Origin of the sequence: Flavobacterium cryophilum (assembly GCF_048286555.1) — a bacterium.
Taxonomy (GTDB): domain Bacteria; phylum Bacteroidota; class Bacteroidia; order Flavobacteriales; family Flavobacteriaceae; genus Flavobacterium.
In genome coordinates this window covers 1,134,105-1,155,173 of record NZ_JBLVPZ010000001.1, presented here as the reverse complement: position 1 = coordinate 1,155,173, position 21,069 = coordinate 1,134,105, and the positions used below count along the sequence as shown (strand labels likewise).

Genomic DNA, 21,069 nt, shown 5'->3' with positions numbered 1-21,069 from the left:
GTTTTGCCTCTATTACTGCAAAACTCTATTTATTTGAGAGAAATTATTCTCGTAGTATTTTTCTTTCATTGAAGAAATTATAACTCCATTACTCGATGAAGAGTGAATGAATTTTATTTCTCCTTCACAGACTTCGACTACCATACCGACATGGTTAATTTGGCTTCTGCCATTAGTTTTAAAGAATATTAAATCCCCTTTTTGTGCTTCTTCAGTATTTATTTTAGTTCCCATCCCTGCTTGTGCTCTCGAGGTTCTTGGCAATTTTATGTCAAATGCCTCAAAAGTATTACACATTAAACCGGAACAGTCAAATCCTGCTTTTGAAGTTCCTCCAGTTCGGTATCTGGTTCCTATGTTTTCTGATGCGTGTTCTATCAATTGGTCTAGAAAATCATGACTAAAAGTAGGCTTTAATGTCTTATTAAAATCAATTTTAGTGTTTTCAATACTTGTAGCATTATCGCTTTCAGCGCTAACAACAACATTATTTTCTACCTGTACCGTATTCGCACGGATGTTCAATTTGTTCCCTACACGAAGTCGCTTTTTGACTTCTGGATTTTGTTTTTCTAATTCTTCAACTGTAATTCCGTATTGTTTAGCGATACCATATTTCGTTTCTTTAGGCAACACTTCACGAACAATAACCTCTGAAGCTGCGCTTACCATTTGCTTTGGTTGAACAACAATTGCAACATCTGATTTTGGTAAATCGATTATTGCTTTAGAAACTACCGCCGCTGCTATTTTGGGTGTCAATGGAAGGGATTCTGCACTCTCAACAGCTTCTTCGATTGGTAAATCTTTGTTTTCTTGCGTAACAGCTGCGACTTCATTTACTGGAATTGCATTTCCAGGAATAATTATTTTTTGACCTATTCTAAGTGCTTTAGTTCCTAAAGTTGGATTGGCTATGTCTAATTCTTTAACTGTGGTACCGTATTTTCTTGCGATAGAATATTTTGATTCTTTTGGCAATACTTCTATTGTGGTCTGTTCTATTATGGATTTTTTAGTTTCGATTACTTGGGAAGTAGCTACTAAATGTGGTTTTTGAGAAACCTTTATTACTCGAGAGGCGACAGCTACTTCAGTTGAAGATGGGTTTGCTGGAACTCTAATTTTTTGACCTATTTTCAATCCTGTAGATCCTAATATGGGATTGAGTTCATTTAATTCTTTAAGAGAGATTCCGTATTGTTTCGCAATTCCGTAAAGTGTTTCTTTGGAAAGTACTTCGTGTTCTTTTGCGGGGTACTGTACTGCAACATTGGATTTAATAATTGTATTTTTTGTAACTGTTACAGGAATTAATAAAATGGAATTGAGTTTTAAGAGATTTTTTGCGTTTGGATTTAATTTAAAAATAGAACTTTGTTTGACATCGTATTTTTCAGCGATGCTAGAAATTGTTTCTCCTTTTACTACGGTATGTTTTGTAGTATGTTCCTGCGAAAAAAGAACAAAATTATTCAATAAAAACAATGTAACAATTAATCTTAAACTCATATTCAATTATTTCAAATTACTTACCCCCTATTTATTGTATGCAGCGATTTCGGGATATAATTATTAAATTTCGCTACAGCTTGCTTTTTTATTTTTCTATTTAAAAAATGCAAAAAAACAGTTTCTATTTTAAAAAAAGAGACTTAAGATGATCTTTTTAAATGCTCGTTGATTTTTTATTTCAAATGCAAAAGCAGCTGAAATAGTAACGCCGTACAATCCTATTGTATTGCTGCGCTTAAACAATAAATTGTAAAAAGAATGATTCTAGAATTAATCAGAAAAACTCCTTTTAAAATTTAATTTTTCAAAAGAGCTAATATAAACGTTTTAATCAAAAAACAGGAAGCTTTTTTACATTTTAACGTTCAAAAAGTCAAATTCCGCCTGGTTTATTAAATTTTGTTCTAGTTTTTACTTTAAAATTCTTCTCTTTTTTTTAAAAAAATTTGTTCCAATTCACGAAATAGGTTTTGAAACTTGGGTTGCTGATTTATAGCCCTGATGTGAGTGGAAAGCCTTTTGAAGCGGAATTGCTAATTTTCCTGATAAAAAAGAGCGACTAAAAGAAGCTCCTTTTTTATCTTGGAAAAAAGCAATTCCGCAAAAAAGCTTGAAACGGTCAGCAGGAAATAGCTTCAAAAATAAATTAAGAATGAATCAAAAAAAACTCCTAAGTTTCCTTAGGAGTTTTGCATATAAAATTATTCAAATGCTTATGCTTTTCCAGCAGCAGCAATTAAGTTTAATGCTGAACCTGCAACGAACCAACCAATTTGTCCTTCGTTATAGGTATGGTTTGCCAAGATGACATCTTTAGTTCCGTCCGCGTGAACGAATTCCAGCGTTAACGGTTTTCCTGGAGCAAAATCGACTAAATCGGTGAAGTTGATAGTATCATCTTCTTGAATTTTATCGTAATCCGCTTCGGTAGCAAATGTCAATCCTAAAAGACCTTGTTTTTTAAGGTTTGTTTCGTGGATACGAGCAAATGATTTCACTAATACTGCTTTCACACCTAAGAAACGAGGCTCCATAGCTGCATGTTCACGAGAAGATCCTTCACCATAGTTATGATCTCCTACAACAATTGAAGGAACGCCAGCTGCTTTGTAAGCACGTGCTACAGCAGGAACTGCATCATAAGTACCGGTCAATTGATTTTTAACAGCATTTGGTTTTTCGTTAAATGCATTGATTGCACCAATCAACATATTATTAGAAATATTATCTAAATGCCCACGGAAACGCAACCACGGTCCAGCCATAGAGATGTGATCTGTCGTACATTTTCCGAAAGCTTTGATAAGCAATTTAGCACCTGTGATGTTTTTCCCATCCCAAGGTAAGAACGGAGCTAATAATTGTAATCTTTCTGACGTTTCGCTTACTGCGATTTGAACACCTGAACCATCTTCGGCTGGCGCTTGAAAACCTGGGTCTTCAGCATCAAAACCTTTTGGAGGCAATTCGTTACCTGTTGGGGCGTCTAATTTCACTTCCTCTCCATCTTCATTGATTAAAGTATCAGTCAATGGATTGAAACCTAAATCTCCAGCAATTGCTAAAGCGGTTACTAATTCCGGTGAACCTACAAAAGCCAAAGTGTTTGGATTTCCATCGGCACGTTTTGAGAAATTACGGTTGAAAGAGTGAACGATTGTGTTGCGTTCTTCTTTTTCAGCTCCTTCTCTGTCCCACATTCCGATACATGGTCCGCAAGCATTTGCAAAAACAGTAGCGCCCATTTTATCAAAAATATCGATAAATCCGTCACGTTCTATTGTATAACGCACTACTTCAGAACCTGGAGTAATGGTAAATTGAGATTTTATTTTTAAGTTTTTATCAGTAACTTGTTTTGCCAACGATGCTGCGCGAGCAATATCTTCGTAAGAAGAGTTCGTACAAGAACCAATCAAAGCTACTTCAATTTTTAAAGGCCAGTTGTTTTTGATTGCTTCCTCTTTCATTTTAGAAATTGGCGTCGCTAAATCCGGAGTATAAGGACCGTTTAAATGTGGCTCTAATTCGTCTAAGTTGATTTCGATTACTTGGTCAAAATACAATTCTGGATTTGCATAAACTTCAGCATCACCAGTTAAATATGGAGCAATTTTATCCGCTGCATCAGCAACATCAGCTCTATTTGTTGAACGTAAATACCGTCCCATTGAATCATCATAACCAAAAGTAGATGTAGTAGCACCAATTTCGGCACCCATATTACAGATAGTTCCTTTTCCAGTACACGACATAGAAGTCGCACCTTCACCAAAATATTCAACGATCGCACCTGTTCCCCCTTTTACAGTAAGAATTCCTGCTACTTTAAGGATAACGTCTTTTGGAGCTGTCCAACCGGAAAGTTTTCCCGTCAATTTTATCCCAATTAATTTAGGGAATTTTAATTCCCAAGCCATTCCTGACATAACATCAACAGCATCAGCACCACCAACACCAATTGCTACCATTCCTAAACCACCTGCATTTACAGTGTGAGAATCAGTACCAATCATCATTCCGCCTGGGAAAGCATAATTTTCCAGAACTACTTGGTGAATAATCCCTGCTCCAGGTTTCCAAAAACCAATTCCGTATTTATTAGAAACCGAAGAAAGAAATTCAAATACTTCATTACTTTGTGTTTTTGCTCTGGCCAAATCAGTTACAGCATTAACTTTCGCTTGAATCAAGTGATCACAGTGTACTGTTGTTGGAACAGCTACTTTAGATTTACCTGCATGCATAAATTGCAACAATGCCATTTGAGCTGTTGCGTCTTGACAAGCAACTCTGTCTGGAGCAAAATCAACATAGTCAGCACCTCTTGTAAAGGCTACAGCTGGAGTTCCGTCCCAAAGGTGATTGTACAAAATTTTCTCTGTCAAAGTAAGTGGGCGACCAACTATCTCACGTGCTTTATCAACACGAGTAGTCATGTTGTCATACACTTTTTTAATCATTTCAATATCAAAAGCCATAATATATAGGAATTGTTTGTTAATTGTAGTGCAAATTTAAGAATTAAAGATGGAATTAAAAAAATTTAACGGAAGTAGGTTTTTTAAAAATTATTATTACTAAAAAATTAATTACATTGAGTATAACTAAAGAAATCATATTTTTTTAACAAAAAACACTGTAATTAACAAAATAAGATCTTTTTTTTGACAAAGTCGAAATTTTACATTTGAAACACGACCATAAAACATGCTAATTTCAACGAAGAACCTTTCTAAATTAGTCTTTTCAATTAAATTAATTTCGCAATTATCATTTCTTCGGTAATTCCTTCAGCATCCGCTTTGTAATTTTTAATAATTCTATGACGCAAAATCCCGGTGGCCACGGCTTTTACATCTTCAATATCCGGAGAAAATTTCCCATTAAAAGCAGCATTGGCTTTGGCGGCTAAAATTAAATTTTGCGATGCTCTTGGTCCAGCTCCCCAATCCAAATAATTTTTCACAAACTCATTGGACAACGGATTATCAGGCCTTGTCTTACTAACCAATGTCACTGCATATTCAATTACATTATCAGCAACAGGTATTCTACGGACTAATTGCTGAAAATCAATTATTTCTTGTGCAGTAAATAAAGGGTTTACAGTATTTTTTATATCAGAAGTTGTTTGTTTGACAACTTGCACTTCTTCTGAAAAAGAAGGATATTCCAGTTTTATGGCAAACATAAAACGGTCTAATTGCGCTTCGGGCAAAGGATATGTTCCTTCCTGCTCAATAGGATTTTGAGTTGCCAAAACAAAATAAGGTAAATCTAATTTATAGTTTTCACCAGCAATCGTAACGGAACGTTCCTGCATCGCTTCCAGCAAAGCTGCCTGCGTTTTTGGAGGGGTTCTGTTGATCTCATCTGCCAGAATAATATTCGAAAAAATAGGCCCTTTTATAAATTTAAAATGACGGTTTTCATCCAGGATTTCGCTTCCAAGTATATCTGAAGGCATCAAATCGGGAGTAAACTGAATTCTTTTAAAATCAAGTCCCAATGCTTGGGCGAGCGTATTTACCATCAATGTTTTGGCCAGTCCAGGAACTCCAACTAATAATGCATGACCTCCAGAAAATATACAAAGCAAAATTTGATCTACCACATCATTTTGGCCAACAATGATTTTTGCTATCTCTTTTTTTAACTCATTCCTTTTTTGAACTAAGTTGTGTATTGCTGCTACGTCTGACATGTGATAAGTATTTAAAATTAAAAAGAGTTAGCATTATGAAATCATAAAACTAACTCTTTTTATTTATTTATTGAAAATTTTTTATCCCTAATTCCAATTGGGTAAATGTGAGGATACTATTTTTTAAGCCAATTGTTTGTAAAATCACAATCTCTATATTCTCCAATGATTTTAATGTACGTTTCTTTAATCTTTTCATCAAACCATTTCCCAATAGTAGAGATTTGTTTGCTTTTTAAAGCCAAGTCTTTTATCTTGATGTAATCCTTAGAATAATCCGCCGTATGTTCCCCTATTCTATTCGTAACGGTAATTAACTTGAAGGTTTTCTTTCCCTCTTCACCTTGTTCTAATAATGGAGCAGAAACTTCATCCTCTTTTAAATTAGAAACTTGCGTGTAAAAGCTAGGATCCATTTTTGTCAACTCAAAACGAGTATCTTGTGTTTTTGGATTAATCAAAGCGCCACCATTGGCTCTAGTTTCTTTCTCATCAGATAATGTTCTTGCTGCATCCGCAAAAGTAATTTCTTTATCTTCGATTCTTTTTTTAATCAAAGTGATTTTTTCTTTGGCTTCGTTTAAAGCTTCTTCAGTTACCTTGGGTGTCAATAATATATGGCGTAATTCTATTTCTTGTCCTTTAATTTTTTCTACATAAATGATATGATAACCAAAAATTGTTTCAAATGGCGCCGAAATTTCTCCCTCTGCAAGACTGAAAGCTACATCTTTAAATTCCTTTACAAAAGGTGTTTTGCGATTCATTTTGTAGAAACCTCCATTTGACCTTGAGGCGGTATCCTGGGTATACAAAACTGCTTTAGTAGAAAAACTCGAACCTTCTTCTATTTCCTTTTTAAAAACATTCAGTTTATCTATTACTTTTTGTTTGTCGGCATCCGAAACTTTAGGAGTAATGACAATTTGCGATACTTCCAACTCCACACCAAAAAAAGGAAGATCTGCTGTAGGTATTGTTTTGAAATAATTACGAACTTCTTCCGGAGTAATTTCTACACCATCAACAATTTTCTTTTGCATTTCTAAACTCAACTTACCTTCTTTCAAAATATCGGAGAAATATGTTCTAAACTCTTCTTCAGAATCCTTTTTATAATATTTCACCACTTTTTCCAAAGATCCTATTTGCTCAATCATATAGTTCAATCGATCTTCCATCATACCTTTAACTTCAGCATCAGTAACTACAATACTATCTTGAATGGCTTGATGGGCATATAATTTATCTTCCAATAATTTTCCAAGCATTTGACATCTTGTAATGTCTTTTACAGAACCTCCTCCAGAAGAAATTTCTAGATACGACTTATCGATATCGGAATCCAGTATAATATAATCCCCTACCGTAGCAATGACACCATCAATTTTTTGTTTTCCAGTTGACTGGATTTTTGTAATCGGAGCAACCACTGAGTCCTTAATAATTTCTTGCGCACTTGTTATAACGCTTGTAAAAAGCAAAAGGAAAAAAGTAAGTGCAATTTTATTATTAATGAATTTCATTTGTAATTTATTTATTGGCATTATTATAATTTCTATTTAAAATAAAACATCCTTATTTCACTGTCTTTAAACCTATTTCTAAAGTCCAGAATAATTTTGGCAAATATACACTTTAAGAATCAAGAAGCGAACTGAATTTATATTACAATTTCTTACTATTCTTTAAATTTAAAACGAACAAAAATAACAATTCAATTACATAATACAAGTTTCCTACCTACTATTAACAAAAAATTATTAACGCACTTATTTATTGAGATCTATAGCTTCTAAATCATAAAGAAACGATTCATTAAAAGTGGGAAAAAATTAAAATATTCAGTGTAGCATATTCAATTGTAGCAGTATCTCTCCATTTTCGTTTTTCAAACATCCTGTTTTTTTTTAAGGTACGTTTTTCTCTTGCCAATGTTTTATTGGTCACAAATGGAGCTATAATTAAAAATCCATCCGTAAAGGATAAAAAGTACGGAATCTGTGTTTAAATCAGTCATTTAAAATATTCTGTTCAAAAAGTTGTGAACACTATAACGTTTTCGTAATAAATTAAATAAAATTCTCAAGCTCCTCATGTAAGAATTTTTATAAATTAGCTTCACGTGATTCTTATTAAAATATGGAACTTAAAATAAATTTATAACTATTTATTCTTTTTAAATAAATGAGGATCGATTTCTAATCTTGGAAAAAAACCGATAAATAAAAATTAAATTTCTCCAAATCCTATTGCATTCTATTATTAAATTGTTAACCCAAAATCTATTACTTAACCTAATTTATTGCTTTTATGAAAAAACAAAATTTTAAAACCTATTTATTATCAGCCCTATTAGTTGGCCTGTATTCGTGTAATTCGAATGACGATCTGGTATCCGATTCAGCTGCTGCAGTTTCACAGTTTAAAGTGATCAACGTTACACATCACGACGGACATCCGTTCAGTACTGGAAAATCTACTAATTCCACCACTGGAAGGTATGTTGCAAATCCCGGCGGTGGCGTTATGATGCAAGCTTTCTATTGGGACGTTCCTGCTGGAGGAAACTGGTGGAATACCGTTAACACTAAAATAACTGCTTGGTCAAATGCAGGCATTGGTTCCGTCTGGCTTCCACCAGTATCAAAAGCACAAAACGGACCATTTTCTATGGGATATGATCCCACAGATTATTTCGATTTTGGAAATTACAATCAAAATGGTACTGTAGAAACCAGATTTGGTTCGCGCACAGAATTAGAAAGTCTGATAACAAAAGTGCATGCCGAGAATATGCAAGTATATGCTGATATGGTATTAAATCATAATAGTGGCGGGCAGTTAGAAAACAATCCTTTTACAGGAACGCAAACGTACACTAACTTTACGGGTGTCGCTTCGGGCAAATTCCCTAGAACCAGTGCTGATTTTTATAAAAATTCATACGGAAATAATGACGAAGGTGCATTTGGCGGTTTTCCTGACTTAGCTCATGTGGTTCCAAATGTACAAGACTGGCTTTGGAAAAGAACAGACGGAGTAGGTAAATATTATAAAAATACTATGAAGTTTGATGGCTGGAGATTTGATTACGTGAAAGGTTTTGCTCCTTGGGTTGTCAAAGACTGGAATGCAAACGTTGGTGGCTTTTCCGTTGGTGAATTATGGGATTCTAACGTAAACATCCTTAACGATTGGGCTAACAATGCCAATAGTTCTGTTTTTGATTTTGCCTGTTATTATAAAATGAACGATGCATTTGACGGAAATAATCTAAATCTTTTGAATGATGACATGATGTGGAAAAGAAATCCGTACAAAGCGGTTACTTTTGTTTCCAATCATGATACGGATGAAATTTCGAAAAAAGAGTTAGCTTATGCTTATATTTTAACGCACGAAGGATATCCGACTATTTTCTACAGAGATTATGAAGAATGGCTGAATAAAACCAAAATGGACAATCTTATTTGGATTCATAACAATAAAGGAACAGGAACTACTTCTATTTTATACACCGATACTGATGAATATATTGCCCGAAGAAATGGTTATAACGGAAATCCTGGTTTAGTGGTTTACATAAACAACTCATCAACTTGGCAAGAAAGATGGATCCCGACGAATTGGGTTAATGCACAAATTAAAGATTTCACAGGAAATTCAACCTGGTTACCAACAACCCAAGGTGATAAATGGGTAAAAATTCAGTGTCCACCAAATGGATATTCAGTTTGGTCAATCAATATGTAACACCCAAATTTCTTAAAGGCTGTCTGAAAAGGCAGCCTTTAATTCAATAAGGTCTTAAATCTTTGCATTCTACTATTGATTGAAAACCACAAAAATCGCAGCTTCAAAATTCAACGACTCCATTTAGAGTATACAATTTTTTTTATTGGCATTTATAAATAGTACTTTTGCAAACTATTTATATAAATATGGGCTTTTTAGAAGAAATACAACGCAGAAGAACTTTCGGGATAATCTCACATCCTGATGCCGGAAAAACAACACTTACTGAGAAACTCCTCCTATTTGGTGGTGCTATACAAGAAGCTGGTGCCGTAAAGAATAATAAAATTAAAAAAGGTGCTACGAGTGATTTTATGGAAATTGAACGCCAGAGAGGAATTTCAGTTTCTACTTCGGTATTAGCATTTAATTATAATGACAAAAAAATAAACATTCTCGATACCCCTGGACACAAGGATTTTGCCGAGGATACTTTTAGAACTTTAACCGCAGTTGACAGCGTAATTGTTGTAATTGACGTTGCCAAAGGAGTTGAGGAACAAACGGAGAAATTAGTAGCCGTTTGCAGAATGCGAAAAATTCCAATTATCGTATTTATTAATAAATTAGACCGAGAAGGAAAAGACGCTTTTGACTTGATGGATGAAGTGGAACAAAAACTGGGTTTAACCGTTACGCCATTAAGCTTCCCGATAGGAATGGGTTATGATTTTCAAGGAATTTATAATTTATGGGAACAAAACATCAATTTATTTAGTGGAGATAGCCGAAAAAATATTGAAGAAACAATTGCTTTCTCCGACGTTAAAAATTCAGAATTAGAGAAAATAATTGGTCAAAAACCAGCAGCAACTTTACGGGAAGAATTAGAATTAATCGACGAAGTATATCCAAAATTTGATCGTCAGGATTATTTGGACGGAAAATTACAACCTGTCTTTTTTGGTTCAGCTTTAAATAATTTTGGCGTACGAGAACTGTTGGACTGTTTTGTACAAATTGCTCCTTCGCCACGACCAAAAGACTCCGAAACACGATTAGTTGATCCGAAAGAAGACAAAATGACTGGATTTGTTTTTAAAATCCACGCCAATATGGATCCAAAACACAGAGACCGTCTGGCTTTTATAAAAATTGTTTCTGGTACGTTTGAAAGAAACAAACCGTATTATCACGTTCGCCAAAAAAAGAATTTAAAATTCTCCAGTCCAAATGCTTTCTTTGCTGAAAAGAAAGAAATCGTAGATATCTCTTATCCCGGCGATATAGTAGGTTTACACGACACTGGAAATTTCAAAATTGGAGATACGTTGACAGAAGGTGAAATCATGAGTTTCAAAGGAATTCCAAGTTTCTCTCCGGAACATTTTAGATACATAAATAATGCTGATCCCATGAAGGCCAAACAACTGGACAAAGGAATTGATCAGTTGATGGACGAAGGTGTTGCGCAATTATTCACTTTGGAAATGAACAACAGAAAAATCATTGGAACAGTTGGAGCACTTCAATATGAGGTGATTCAATATCGTTTAGAACATGAATATGGCGCCAAATGTACCTACGAAAACTTCCCAGTTCACAAAGCCTGTTGGGTAAAACCAAACGATCTAAAAAGTGAAGAATTTAAAGAATTTAGAAGAATCAAACAAAAATTCTTAGCGCATGATAAGTACGGGCAATTAGTCTTTTTAGCCGATTCTGATTTTACAATTCAAATGACACAAAATAAATATCCGAATGTGAAATTATATTTTACTTCTGAATTTGAATAAAACAGATATTTTAAAAAATCACAAAAAAAACGCTAATTTAATAATTAGCGTTTTTTTTGTTTATCGTTAAAATAAATATAATCTTAAGCAATCATACTGTCAGAATCTACCGCTTTCTTTAAAAAAGCTTTAATTAACAATCGGTTTGGCGCCGAACCAGAAGTTATAACTTGAATTTTAGGATTTGTACTTTCTTTAAAAATTACATCTTTTTGACCTTGCTTTGTCCCCATAAACCACATTATGAAGTTTAAACTATTTGAAGAAGAATTTATAGCAACCTTTTCTTTTTTTGAATTGCTATAGACTTTTACATTGTTAACATGCACTAACTTTTGAGCAGATTGGCCAAATACAGATGCATTAAACAGTACTGTAAAAACAAACATTAATAAGAGATTAGAAAACCCTTTGCTGCCAGCTTTAAAAGAAATATATTTCATAACAATTCGTTTTTATGATCGATAGAGTTTGCTTCACTATCTCGAGAACGAAAATATACCATTTACATACCAGCAAAAAATATTTCCGATGAAGCGCATTAATAATCGTTAAAACACAAACATTTCGTAAAGGCATGAATTTAATAGTTTCATAATTTCAATTTATCAAATAGCAGTATTGCTTGATTTTTTTTCTAAAATTCAAAATTTCAAGAACCATGATAGAAAAATAAAGAAGCGGTCCTGAGAGACATCTTAAAATTAAAAAGTGAATAGTAATTCATAAGAGGCTGTAAAATTGGCTATAAATAAAAAAGGCTCCATTTCTGGAGCCTTTAAAGTATTATGCTTGTCCTGCTGGACCAAAATTAAGCGGTATTGGAGCTTGTTCAGTGTCTTTAATTTCGCCATGAGCGACTTCAAAACGGTGAATGTTTTCTCCTATTGCCTTCAATAATCTTTTAGCGTGTTGTGGTGTCAAAACAATTCTTGACTTCACTTTAGCTTTAGGAATACCAGGCATGATGCTTACAAAATCTAAAACAAACTCTGACGAGGAGTGATTTATTATTGCTAAGTTGGAATAAATTCCTTCCGCAATTTTTTCATCTAGCTCAATATTTATTTGCTCTTGTTGTTGATTAGAATTACTCATATTTTAATAAATATATTCTTCTTTGTTAGCCATCATATCGTTATAATCTTCTTTTGAACCTACAATTGTATGATCATATTCTCTCATACCTGTACCGGCAGGGATTCTATGTCCTACAATTACATTTTCTTTCAATCCTTCTAAGTAATCGATTTTACCTGCAACAGCAGCTTCGTTCAGTACCTTAGTAGTTTCTTGGAAAGATGCAGCAGAAATAAACGATTTAGTTTGAAGCGATGCTCTAGTAATACCTTGTAAAACTGGTGTTGCTGTTGCGGTAACAACATCACGAGCTACAACAAGATTTTTATCTGTGCGTTTCAATAAAGAGTTTTCATCACGCAACTCACGAGGCGTAATAATTTGACCTTCTTTTAAAGCACTAGAATCTCCAGCATCTTCAACTACTTTCATACCATATAATTTATCATTTTGAACGATAAAATCCTTAGTGTGAATCAATTGATCTTCTAAGAATAAAGTATCACCCGGATCTTGTACTCTTACTTTACGCATCATTTGACGTATTACTACTTCAAAGTGTTTGTCGTTAATTTTCACCCCTTGTAAACGGTATACTTCTTGAATTTCATTAACCAGATACTGTTGAACAGCTGCTGGCCCTTGGATTCGTAAAATATCGTCTGGAGTAATTGCACCATCAGATAGAGGCACCCCTGCTCTTACAAAGTCATTTTCTTGAACTAGTATTTGACTTGATAATTTAACCAAGTATTTTCTAATGTCACCAAATTTAGATTCGATAACAATCTCACGGTTACCTCTTTTAATTTTCCCAAAAGAAACAACACCATCGATTTCAGAAACAACAGCTGGGTTTGAAGGATTACGAGCTTCTAACAACTCTGTAATTCTAGGTAAACCTCCTGTAATATCTCCTGATTTAGAAGAACGACGTGGAATTTTCACCAATACTTTACCTGCTTTAATTTTCTCACCGTTTTCAACCATCAAGTGGGCTCCAACTGGTAAGTTATAAGAACGAATCAATTCATTGTCTTTACCGTAAACCAATAAAGTTGGAATTAATTTTTTAGCTCTAGATTCAGAAATTACTTTTTCTTGGAAACCCGTTTGCTCATCAATTTCAACCATGAATGATTGACCTTGCTCTAATTCTTCGTAAGCAATTTTACCGGTAAATTCAGAAACGATAACTCCATTATATGGATCCCATTTACAAATCACATCTCCTTTAGCAACAGATTGACCATCTTTTACGAAGATACTTGAACCGTAAGGAATATTATTGGTACTTAATAAGATACCTGTTCTTTCGTCAATTAATTTCAATTCCGTAGAACGAGATACAACGATATCAACTGCATTGCCTTCGCTATCTTCACCTTTAACCGTTTTTAGATCTTCGATTTCAAGTTTACCATTAAATTTGGTAACGATGCTTGATTCTTCAGAAATACCACCTGCAACCCCACCAACGTGGAATGTACGTAATGTCAACTGTGTACCAGGTTCTCCAATAGATTGTGCTGCAATAACACCAACTGCTTCTCCTCTTTGTGTCATTTTACCCGTAGCTAAATTTCTACCGTAACATTTTGCACAAATACCTTTTAACGCTTCACAAGTTAATGGTGAACGAACTTCTACTTTCTCGATTGGAGAAGCGTCAATTGCCTTCATTATAACTTCTGTGATTTGTTGTCCACCTTGAATTAAAACTTCATTGTTTAAAGGATTAATTACGTCTTGTAAAACAACACGTCCTAAAATTCTTTCTCCTAATGATTCAACAATTTCTTCATTTTTCTTCAATGCTGAAACTTCAACACCTCTAAGTGTACCACAATCTTCAATGTTAACAATAACATCTTGAGAAACATCGTGCAATCTTCTCGTTAAATATCCTGCATCCGCAGTTTTCAATGCTGTATCTGCAAGACCTTTACGTGCACCGTGAGTAGAAATAAAGTACTCAAGGATAGAAAGACCTTCTTTAAAGTTAGAAAGAATCGGGTTTTCAATAATTTCACCACCACCAGCAGTAGATTTTTTAGGCTTAGCCATCAAACCACGCATACCAGTTAACTGACGAATTTGTTCTTTGGAACCCCTTGCTCCAGAATCAAGCATCATGTACACTGAGTTGAAACCTTGTTGGTCTTCTCTAATGTTTTTCATTGCTAACTCTGTCAATTGAGCATTTGCTGAAGTCCATACATCAATAACTTGGTTGTAACGTTCGTTATTGGTAATAAGACCCATATTGTAATTAACTGAGATACCTTGAACTTGTTCTCTGGCGTCTGCAATTAATTTAGGTTTTTGATCTGGAATTCTAATATCTCCGAGAGAGAATGACAAACCACCTTTGAAGGCAAATTTGTATCCCATATCTTTCATATTATCCAAGAAGGCCGCTGTTGTAGGTACATCAGTTGAACTTAAAACATGCCCAATAATGTCTCTAAGGTTTTTCTTAGTCAATACATCATTGATATATCCAGCTGCTTCCGGTACTACTTCATTAAATAATACACGACCCGCAGTTGTTTTAATAATTTGGTAAACTAAGTCACCGGCTTCATTAAAATGTTTGGCTCTAATTTTCACAGCAGCATTCAATTCTAATCTGCCTTCGTTCAAAGCAATATTTACTTCTTCGGCAGAATAAAAAGTGATTCCTTCACCTAAAATTTTAAGCTCTGGAGTAGATAAACGTTCTTTGGTCATATAATATAGACCCAAAACCATATCCTGAGAAGGTACCGTAATTGGAGCACCATTTGCAGGATTCAAGATATTGTGAGAACCCAACATTAATAGTTGCGCTTCTAAAATAGCCTCAGGTCCTAATGGCAAGTGAACTGCCATTTGATCCCCATCAAAATCCGCATTAAATGCCGTACAAACTAAAGGGTGCAATTGGATTGCTTTTCCTTCAATTAATTTTGGTTGGAATGCTTGAATACCTAATCTGTGCAAAGTAGGAGCACGATTCAGTAATATTGGGTGACCTTTGATAACATTTTCAAGGATATCCCAAACTACAGGCTCTTTCTTATCTATTATTTTTTTAGCTGATTTAACCGTTTTCACAATACCTCTTTCTATCAATTTACGGATAACGAAAGGTTTGTACAATTCAGCTGCCATATCTTTTGGGATACCACATTCAGACAATTTCAATTCAGGTCCAACAACAATTACCGAACGAGCAGAATAATCCACACGTTTTCCAAGTAAATTTTGACGGAAACGTCCTTGTTTACCTTTAAGGGAATCAGATAATGATTTTAAAGGTCTGTTAGATTCTGTTTTTACTGCAGATGCTTTACGCGTATTATCGAAAAGTGAATCTACAGATTCCTGCAACATACGTTTTTCGTTTCTTAAGATAACTTCTGGAGCTTTAATCTCCATTAATCTTTTCAAACGGTTGTTACGTATAATTACACGACGGTATAAATCATTTAAATCAGAAGTTGCAAAACGACCTCCATCAAGTGGCACAAGCGGACGTAATTCTGGTGGAATGACCGGTACCACTTTCATAATCATCCATTCTGGACGATTCTCACGATTCAAGTTAGACTCACGGAAAGATTCTACAACTTGTAATCTTTTTAATGCTTCAGTTTTACGTTGTTTAGACGTTTCATTGTTAGCATTATGTCTCAATTGGTACGACAGTTGATCTAAATCAATTCTTGCCAATAAATCCATAATACATTCTGCTCCCATTTTGGCAACAAATTTATTTGGATCAAAATCATCAAGATACTGATTGTCAGCAGGAAGCGTGTCTAAAATATTTAAATATTCTTCTTCTGTCAAAAAGTCTAATCTTTGTACAGATTCCCCTTCTGCATTTTTAGCGATACCTGCTTGGATCACTACGTATCTTTCGTAGTAAATAATCATATCTAATTTCTTAGATGGAAGTCCAAGGATATAACCGATTTTATTTGGAAGAGAACGGAAATACCAGATATGAGCAATTGGCACAACAAGATTGATGTGACCTACTCTGTCTCTACGTACTTTTTTCTCCGTTACTTCTACACCACAACGGTCACAGATGATTCCTTTGTAACGTATTCTTTTATACTTACCACAAGCACATTCAAAATCTTTTACTGGTCCGAAAATACGTTCACAGAAAAGACCATCACGCTCAGGTTTGTGCGTTCTATAGTTGATAGTTTCAGGTTTCAATACTTCACCTCTTGATTCTTTCAAGATCGATTCAGGAGAAGCAAGTCCTATGGAGATTTTATTAAACCTTTTTACAGGGTTTTTATCTTTATTATTATTATTATTTCTATTATTCATCATAGTTTTTACTATTGATTTATTTGCAATTAAAAATTGATTTTATTTTAGTCTAAAGTCAAATGTCATAAAGTTTTTAAAGTCACGAATGACTTTAGACTTTGGACTTTGAAACTTTCGACTTAAACACTACCTCGAATTACTTCTCTAAACTTCAAATAAAAAAATTTTTGAAGTGCTAATTACAAAACCTATGAGGTTTTAATAAAAAATCGGAACGGTTTACGGGTCTAAATCCTAAAAACTCTTATAAATGAGTAATCAGTTTTCAGGTCTCGCTACCTGAAAACTGAATACTGCAAACTTTTTTCTATTCTTCTAATCGAATGTCAAGTCCAAGACCTTTCAATTCATGCATTAATACATTGAATGATTCTGGTAATCCTGGTTCTGGCATAGATTCACCCTTAACGATTGCTTCGTAAGTTTTAGCTCTACCGATAACATCATCAGACTTCACAGTCAAGATTTCTCTAAGAGTACTTGATGCTCCATAAGCTTCAAGTGCCCAAACCTCCATCTCTCCAAAACGTTGCCCTCCAAATTGAGCTTTACCTCCAAGTGGTTGTTGCGTAATCAACGAGTATGGACCTATAGAACGTGCGTGCATTTTATCGTCAACCATGTGTCCAAGTTTCAACATGTATATAACTCCTACTGTTGCTGCTTGATGGAAACGTTCTCCTGTACCACCATCATATAAATGTGTATGTCCAAAACGTGGTATTCCAGCTTCATCAGTCAATTCATTGATTTGATCTAAAGTTGCTCCGTCAAAAATTGGTGTAGCAAATTTTCTACCCAAGTTTTGTCCCGCCCAACCAAGAACCGTTTCATAAATTTGACCAATGTTCATACGTGAAGGTACACCTAATGGGTTCAACACAATATCAACTGGAGTTCCGTCTTCAAGGAAAGGCATATCTTCATGACGAACGATACGGGCAACAATACCTTTGTTACCGTGACGTCCCGCCATTTTATCCCCAACTTTCAACTTACGTTTTTTGGCAATATATACTTTCGCTAATTTCAAGATTCCTGCTGGCAATTCATCTCCAACAGTGATAGTGAATTTCTCTCTACGTAAAGCACCTTGTAAATCGTTCAATTTAATTTTATAGTTATGAATTAGATCATTCACCATTTTATTAGTTGCATCATCAGCAACCCATTGACCTTTACTTAAGTGAGCAAAATCTTCAACAGCATAAAGCATTTTTTGCGTGTATTTTTTACCTTTTGGTAAAACTTCTTCACCCAAATCATTCATTACCCCTTGAGATGTTTTTCCGTTTACGATCAAGAAAAGTTTTTCGACTAATTTGTCTTTTAATTCAACAAATTTAACTTCAAACTCCATTTCAAGTGCTCCTAAAGCATCTTTATCTTGAGTACGTTTACGTTTATCTTTTACTGCTCTTGCGAACAATTTTTTGTCTAAAACAACACCATGTAAAGAAGGAGAGGCTTTTAATGAAGCGTCTTTTACATCACCTGCTTTGTCCCCGAAGATTGCACGAAGCAATTTCTCTTCCGGAGTAGGATCTGATTCCCCTTTTGGAGTAATTTTTCCGATAAGAATGTCACCAGGCTTAACCTCGGCACCAATTCTAATCATACCATTTTCATCTAAATCTTTAGTAGCTTCTTCAGAAACGTTCGGTATATCGTTCGTCAATTCTTCGTTACCTAATTTAGTATCTCTAACTTCTAATGAATAATCATCCACGTGAATAGAGGTAAAAATATCGTCACGAACTACTTTTTCAGAAATAACAATCGCATCCTCGAAGTTGTACCCTTTCCATGGCATAAAGGCAACTTTAAGGTTACGACCTAAAGCTAATTCACCATTTTGAGTCGCATATCCTTCAGATAATACTTGTCCAGGAACCACTCTATCCCCTTTTCTTACGATAGGTTTAAGGTTGATACTTGTACCTTGATTGGTTTTTCTAAATTTAATTAGATTGTATGTTTTTTCATCTGGCTCAAAACTCACCATTCTTTCTTCCTCAGAACGGTCGTATTTGATAGTTATGATATTTGCATCTACATACTCTATAACTCCATCTCCTTCAGCATTAATTAATACTCTTGAATCAGAAGCTACTTGACGCTCTAAACCAGTTCCAACAATTGGAGCTTCAGGACGAATTAATGGTACGGCCTGACGCATCATGTTAGATCCCATCAAGGCTCTATTCGCATCATCATGTTCTAAGAAAGGAATCAAAGACGCTGAAATAGAAGCAATTTGATTTGGAGCAACATCAGTATAATCTACTTTTGTTGGTTCAATTACTGGGAAATCACCTTCTTGACGTGCAATTACGTCTTCGGCAGTAATTTTTCCGGTAGCATCCATTTGAATGTTTGCCTGAGCAATCATCATTCCTTCTTCTTCTTCTGCGCTTAAGTAAACCGGAGTAGATACTAAATCTACAGTTCCGTTAGTTACTTTACGGTACGGTGTTTCGATGAAACCCATTCCGTTTACTTTGGCATAAACACCAAGAGATGAAATCAAACCAATGTTTGGTCCCTCTGGAGTCTCAATTGGACATAAACGTCCGTAATGCGTATAGTGAACGTCACGTACCTCAAAACCTGCTCTTTCTCTCGAAAGTCCACCTGGTCCTAGTGCAGATAATCTTCTCTTGTGCGTAATCTCGGCAAGTGGATTCGTTTGATCCATAAACTGAGACAACTGGTTCGTTCCAAAGAAAGAATTGATAACAGATGATAATGTTTTAGCATTAATCAAATCTATTGGTGTAAACACCTCGTTATCTCTAACGTTCATTCTCTCACGAATAGTTCTAGCCATACGCGCTAAACCAACACCGAATTGTTGAGACAATTGTTCTCCAACTGTTCTAACACGACGGTTTGATAAGTGATCAATATCATCAATCTCTGCTTTAGAGTTGATCAATTCAATCAAATATTTCACGATAGTTATGATATCTTCTTTGGTCAAGACTTGCTTTTCCATTGGAGTATCCAACCCTAATTTTTTATTTATTCTATAACGACCTACTTCACCTAAGTTGTAACGTTGATCAGAGAAAAATAATTTATCGATAATACCACGAGCCGTTTCTTCATCAGGCGGTTCAGCATTACGCAATTGTCTATAGATGTGTTCAACAGCCTCTTTTTCAGAGTTTGTTGGATCTTTTTGCAACGTGTTATGGATGATCGCATAATCACCTTGATTAGCATCTTCCTTATGAAGCAAAATAGATTTAACGTTAGAATCAATGATTTCTTCTACATTATCTTTATCGATAATGGTATCTCTATCAAGGATTATTTCGTTACGTTCGATAGAAACTACTTCACCAGTATCTTCATCTACAAAATCTTCATGCCATGTATTTAATACACGAGCAGCTAATTTTCTACCGATATATTTTTTAAGTCCTGTTTTAGAAACTTTAATTTCCTCTGCAAGATCGAAAATCTCTAGGATATCCTTGTCTCTTTCGAATCCAATTGCACGGAATAAAGTAGTTACAGGTAATTTTTTCTTTCTGTCAATATAAGCATACATTACGCTGTTTATATCTGTAGAGAATTCTATCCAAGAACCTTTAAAAGGAATTACTCTGGCAGAATACAATTTTGTTCCATTTGCATGGAATGATTGACCAAAGAAAACACCAGGAGATCTGTGTAATTGAGAAACAACTACACGCTCAGCACCATTAATAACAAAGGTACCGCTCGGTGTCATGTAAGGAATTGTACCAAGATAAACATCTTGAACAATAGTTTCAAAATCTTCATGTTCTGGATCTGTACAATATAGTTTTAACCTTGCTTTTAAAGGCACACTATAGGTAAGACCTCTTTCTATACATTCTTGAATTGTATAACGTGGTGGATCTACAAAATAATCAAGGAATTCCAATACAAAGTTATTTCTTGTATCAGTAATTGGGAAATTTTCCATGAAGGTATTGTAAAGCCCTTCGTCACCTCTTTCGTCAGATTTAGTTTCTAATTGAAAAAAATCTTTGAACGATTTAACCTGAACATCTAGAAAATCTGGATAATCAGGAATATTTTTTGTTGAGGCAAAATTCAATCTTTCAGTCTGATTTGTTATCATCAATGGACAAAATTTTGATTAAAAAAGTAATTTTTTTGTACAAATATTGAACTATTTATACTTTTCTTTTACAACCATTACATCTTTAAAAACCAATCTAAGATAACTACTTTCTTATTATCTGTTAATTTTTTTTCCTCGTAATGGGTAAAATGAATTTGTTTTAAAAGACTATTATGTAATTATACAAGGTAGACTTTTGTTATACGAAAAATGGTTTAGGTCATTGGGCGACTAAACCCAAGACCTAAACCTAATTCTTTAAACTGAGTTTA

General features: G+C 34.5%; 10 protein-coding genes. 2 read left to right on the top strand and 8 right to left on the bottom strand.

Annotated features, from left to right (window positions below; genetic code table 11):
* Positions 1–12 precede the first annotated feature (12 nt).
* The 4 genes from ACNQGJ_RS05275 to ACNQGJ_RS05260 all read right to left on the bottom strand — a co-directional run bounded on the left by ACNQGJ_RS05275 (position 13) and on the right by ACNQGJ_RS05260 (position 7,269).
* Complete coding sequence (locus tag ACNQGJ_RS05275; protein ID WP_417969392.1) at positions 13–1,512, bottom strand: LysM peptidoglycan-binding domain-containing protein; 1,500 nt, start codon at positions 1,510–1,512, stop codon at positions 13–15.
* 716 nt (positions 1,513–2,228) lie between these two features.
* Positions 2,229–4,496 carry an aconitate hydratase gene (locus ACNQGJ_RS05270; protein ID WP_417969394.1) on the bottom strand — a complete coding sequence of 756 codons (2,268 nt, stop codon included), beginning with the start codon at positions 4,494–4,496 and terminating at the stop codon, positions 2,229–2,231.
* A 272-nt stretch (positions 4,497–4,768) separates the two neighbouring features.
* A complete protein-coding gene (locus ACNQGJ_RS05265) occupies positions 4,769–5,722 on the bottom strand; it encodes an AAA family ATPase (protein WP_417969396.1) in 954 nt (317 codons plus the stop codon).
* A gap of 116 nt (positions 5,723–5,838) precedes the next feature.
* Complete coding sequence (locus ACNQGJ_RS05260; protein ID WP_417969398.1) at positions 5,839–7,269, bottom strand: peptidylprolyl isomerase; 1,431 nt, start codon at positions 7,267–7,269, stop codon at positions 5,839–5,841.
* A 766-nt stretch (positions 7,270–8,035) separates the two neighbouring features.
* On the opposite strand from ACNQGJ_RS05260, the gene ACNQGJ_RS05255 reads away from it, so the two are divergent.
* Both ACNQGJ_RS05255 and ACNQGJ_RS05250 read left to right on the top strand, forming a co-directional pair.
* A complete protein-coding gene (locus ACNQGJ_RS05255; protein ID WP_417969400.1) occupies positions 8,036–9,478 on the top strand; it encodes an alpha-amylase in 1,443 nt (480 codons plus the stop codon).
* Between the two features lie 188 nt (positions 9,479–9,666).
* Positions 9,667–11,256 (top strand): peptide chain release factor 3, encoded by a 1,590-nt coding sequence (locus ACNQGJ_RS05250; RefSeq protein ID WP_417971336.1) that lies wholly within the window; start codon positions 9,667–9,669, stop codon positions 11,254–11,256.
* Positions 11,257–11,339: 83 nt separating this feature from the next.
* On the opposite strand, the gene ACNQGJ_RS05245 is transcribed toward ACNQGJ_RS05250, so the two are convergent.
* From ACNQGJ_RS05245 to rpoB, 4 genes are all read right to left on the bottom strand, one after another.
* Positions 11,340–11,699: a hypothetical protein gene (locus ACNQGJ_RS05245; protein WP_417969402.1), complete on the bottom strand. Its 360-nt coding sequence runs from the start codon at positions 11,697–11,699 to the stop codon at positions 11,340–11,342.
* A 343-nt stretch (positions 11,700–12,042) separates the two neighbouring features.
* Positions 12,043–12,354: a DUF3467 domain-containing protein gene (locus ACNQGJ_RS05240; RefSeq protein ID WP_073354716.1), complete on the bottom strand. Its 312-nt coding sequence runs from the start codon at positions 12,352–12,354 to the stop codon at positions 12,043–12,045.
* Positions 12,355–12,357: 3 nt separating this feature from the next.
* The gene (gene rpoC / locus ACNQGJ_RS05235) at positions 12,358–16,674 is read right to left on the bottom strand and encodes a DNA-directed RNA polymerase subunit beta' (protein ID WP_417969404.1); all 4,317 of its coding nucleotides are present in this window, start codon (positions 16,672–16,674) and stop codon (positions 12,358–12,360) included.
* 307 nt (positions 16,675–16,981) lie between these two features.
* The gene (rpoB, locus tag ACNQGJ_RS05230; protein ID WP_282710498.1) at positions 16,982–20,794 is read right to left on the bottom strand and encodes a DNA-directed RNA polymerase subunit beta; all 3,813 of its coding nucleotides are present in this window, start codon (positions 20,792–20,794) and stop codon (positions 16,982–16,984) included.
* Positions 20,795–21,069: the final 275 nt, after the last annotated feature.

What these genes read in the sequence shown, in the direction of transcription:
- ACNQGJ_RS05275 (WP_417969392.1), bottom strand. Translation starts at nt 1,512, where the DNA reads ATGAGTTTAAGATTAATTGTTACATTGTTTTTATTGAATAATTTTGTT.
- ACNQGJ_RS05270 (WP_417969394.1), bottom strand. Translation starts at nt 4,496, where the DNA reads ATGGCTTTTGATATTGAAATGATTAAAAAAGTGTATGACAACATGACT.
- ACNQGJ_RS05265 (WP_417969396.1), bottom strand. Translation starts at nt 5,722, where the DNA reads ATGTCAGACGTAGCAGCAATACACAACTTAGTTCAAAAAAGGAATGAG.
- ACNQGJ_RS05260 (WP_417969398.1), bottom strand. Translation starts at nt 7,269, where the DNA reads ATGCCAATAAATAAATTACAAATGAAATTCATTAATAATAAAATTGCA.
- ACNQGJ_RS05255 (WP_417969400.1), top strand. Translation starts at nt 8,036, where the DNA reads ATGAAAAAACAAAATTTTAAAACCTATTTATTATCAGCCCTATTAGTT.
- ACNQGJ_RS05250 (WP_417971336.1), top strand. Translation starts at nt 9,667, where the DNA reads ATGGGCTTTTTAGAAGAAATACAACGCAGAAGAACTTTCGGGATAATC.
- ACNQGJ_RS05245 (WP_417969402.1), bottom strand. Translation starts at nt 11,699, where the DNA reads ATGAAATATATTTCTTTTAAAGCTGGCAGCAAAGGGTTTTCTAATCTC.
- ACNQGJ_RS05240 (WP_073354716.1), bottom strand. Translation starts at nt 12,354, where the DNA reads ATGAGTAATTCTAATCAACAACAAGAGCAAATAAATATTGAGCTAGAT.
- rpoC (WP_417969404.1), bottom strand. Translation starts at nt 16,674, where the DNA reads ATGATGAATAATAGAAATAATAATAATAATAAAGATAAAAACCCTGTA.
- rpoB (WP_282710498.1), bottom strand. Translation starts at nt 20,794, where the DNA reads ATGATAACAAATCAGACTGAAAGATTGAATTTTGCCTCAACAAAAAAT.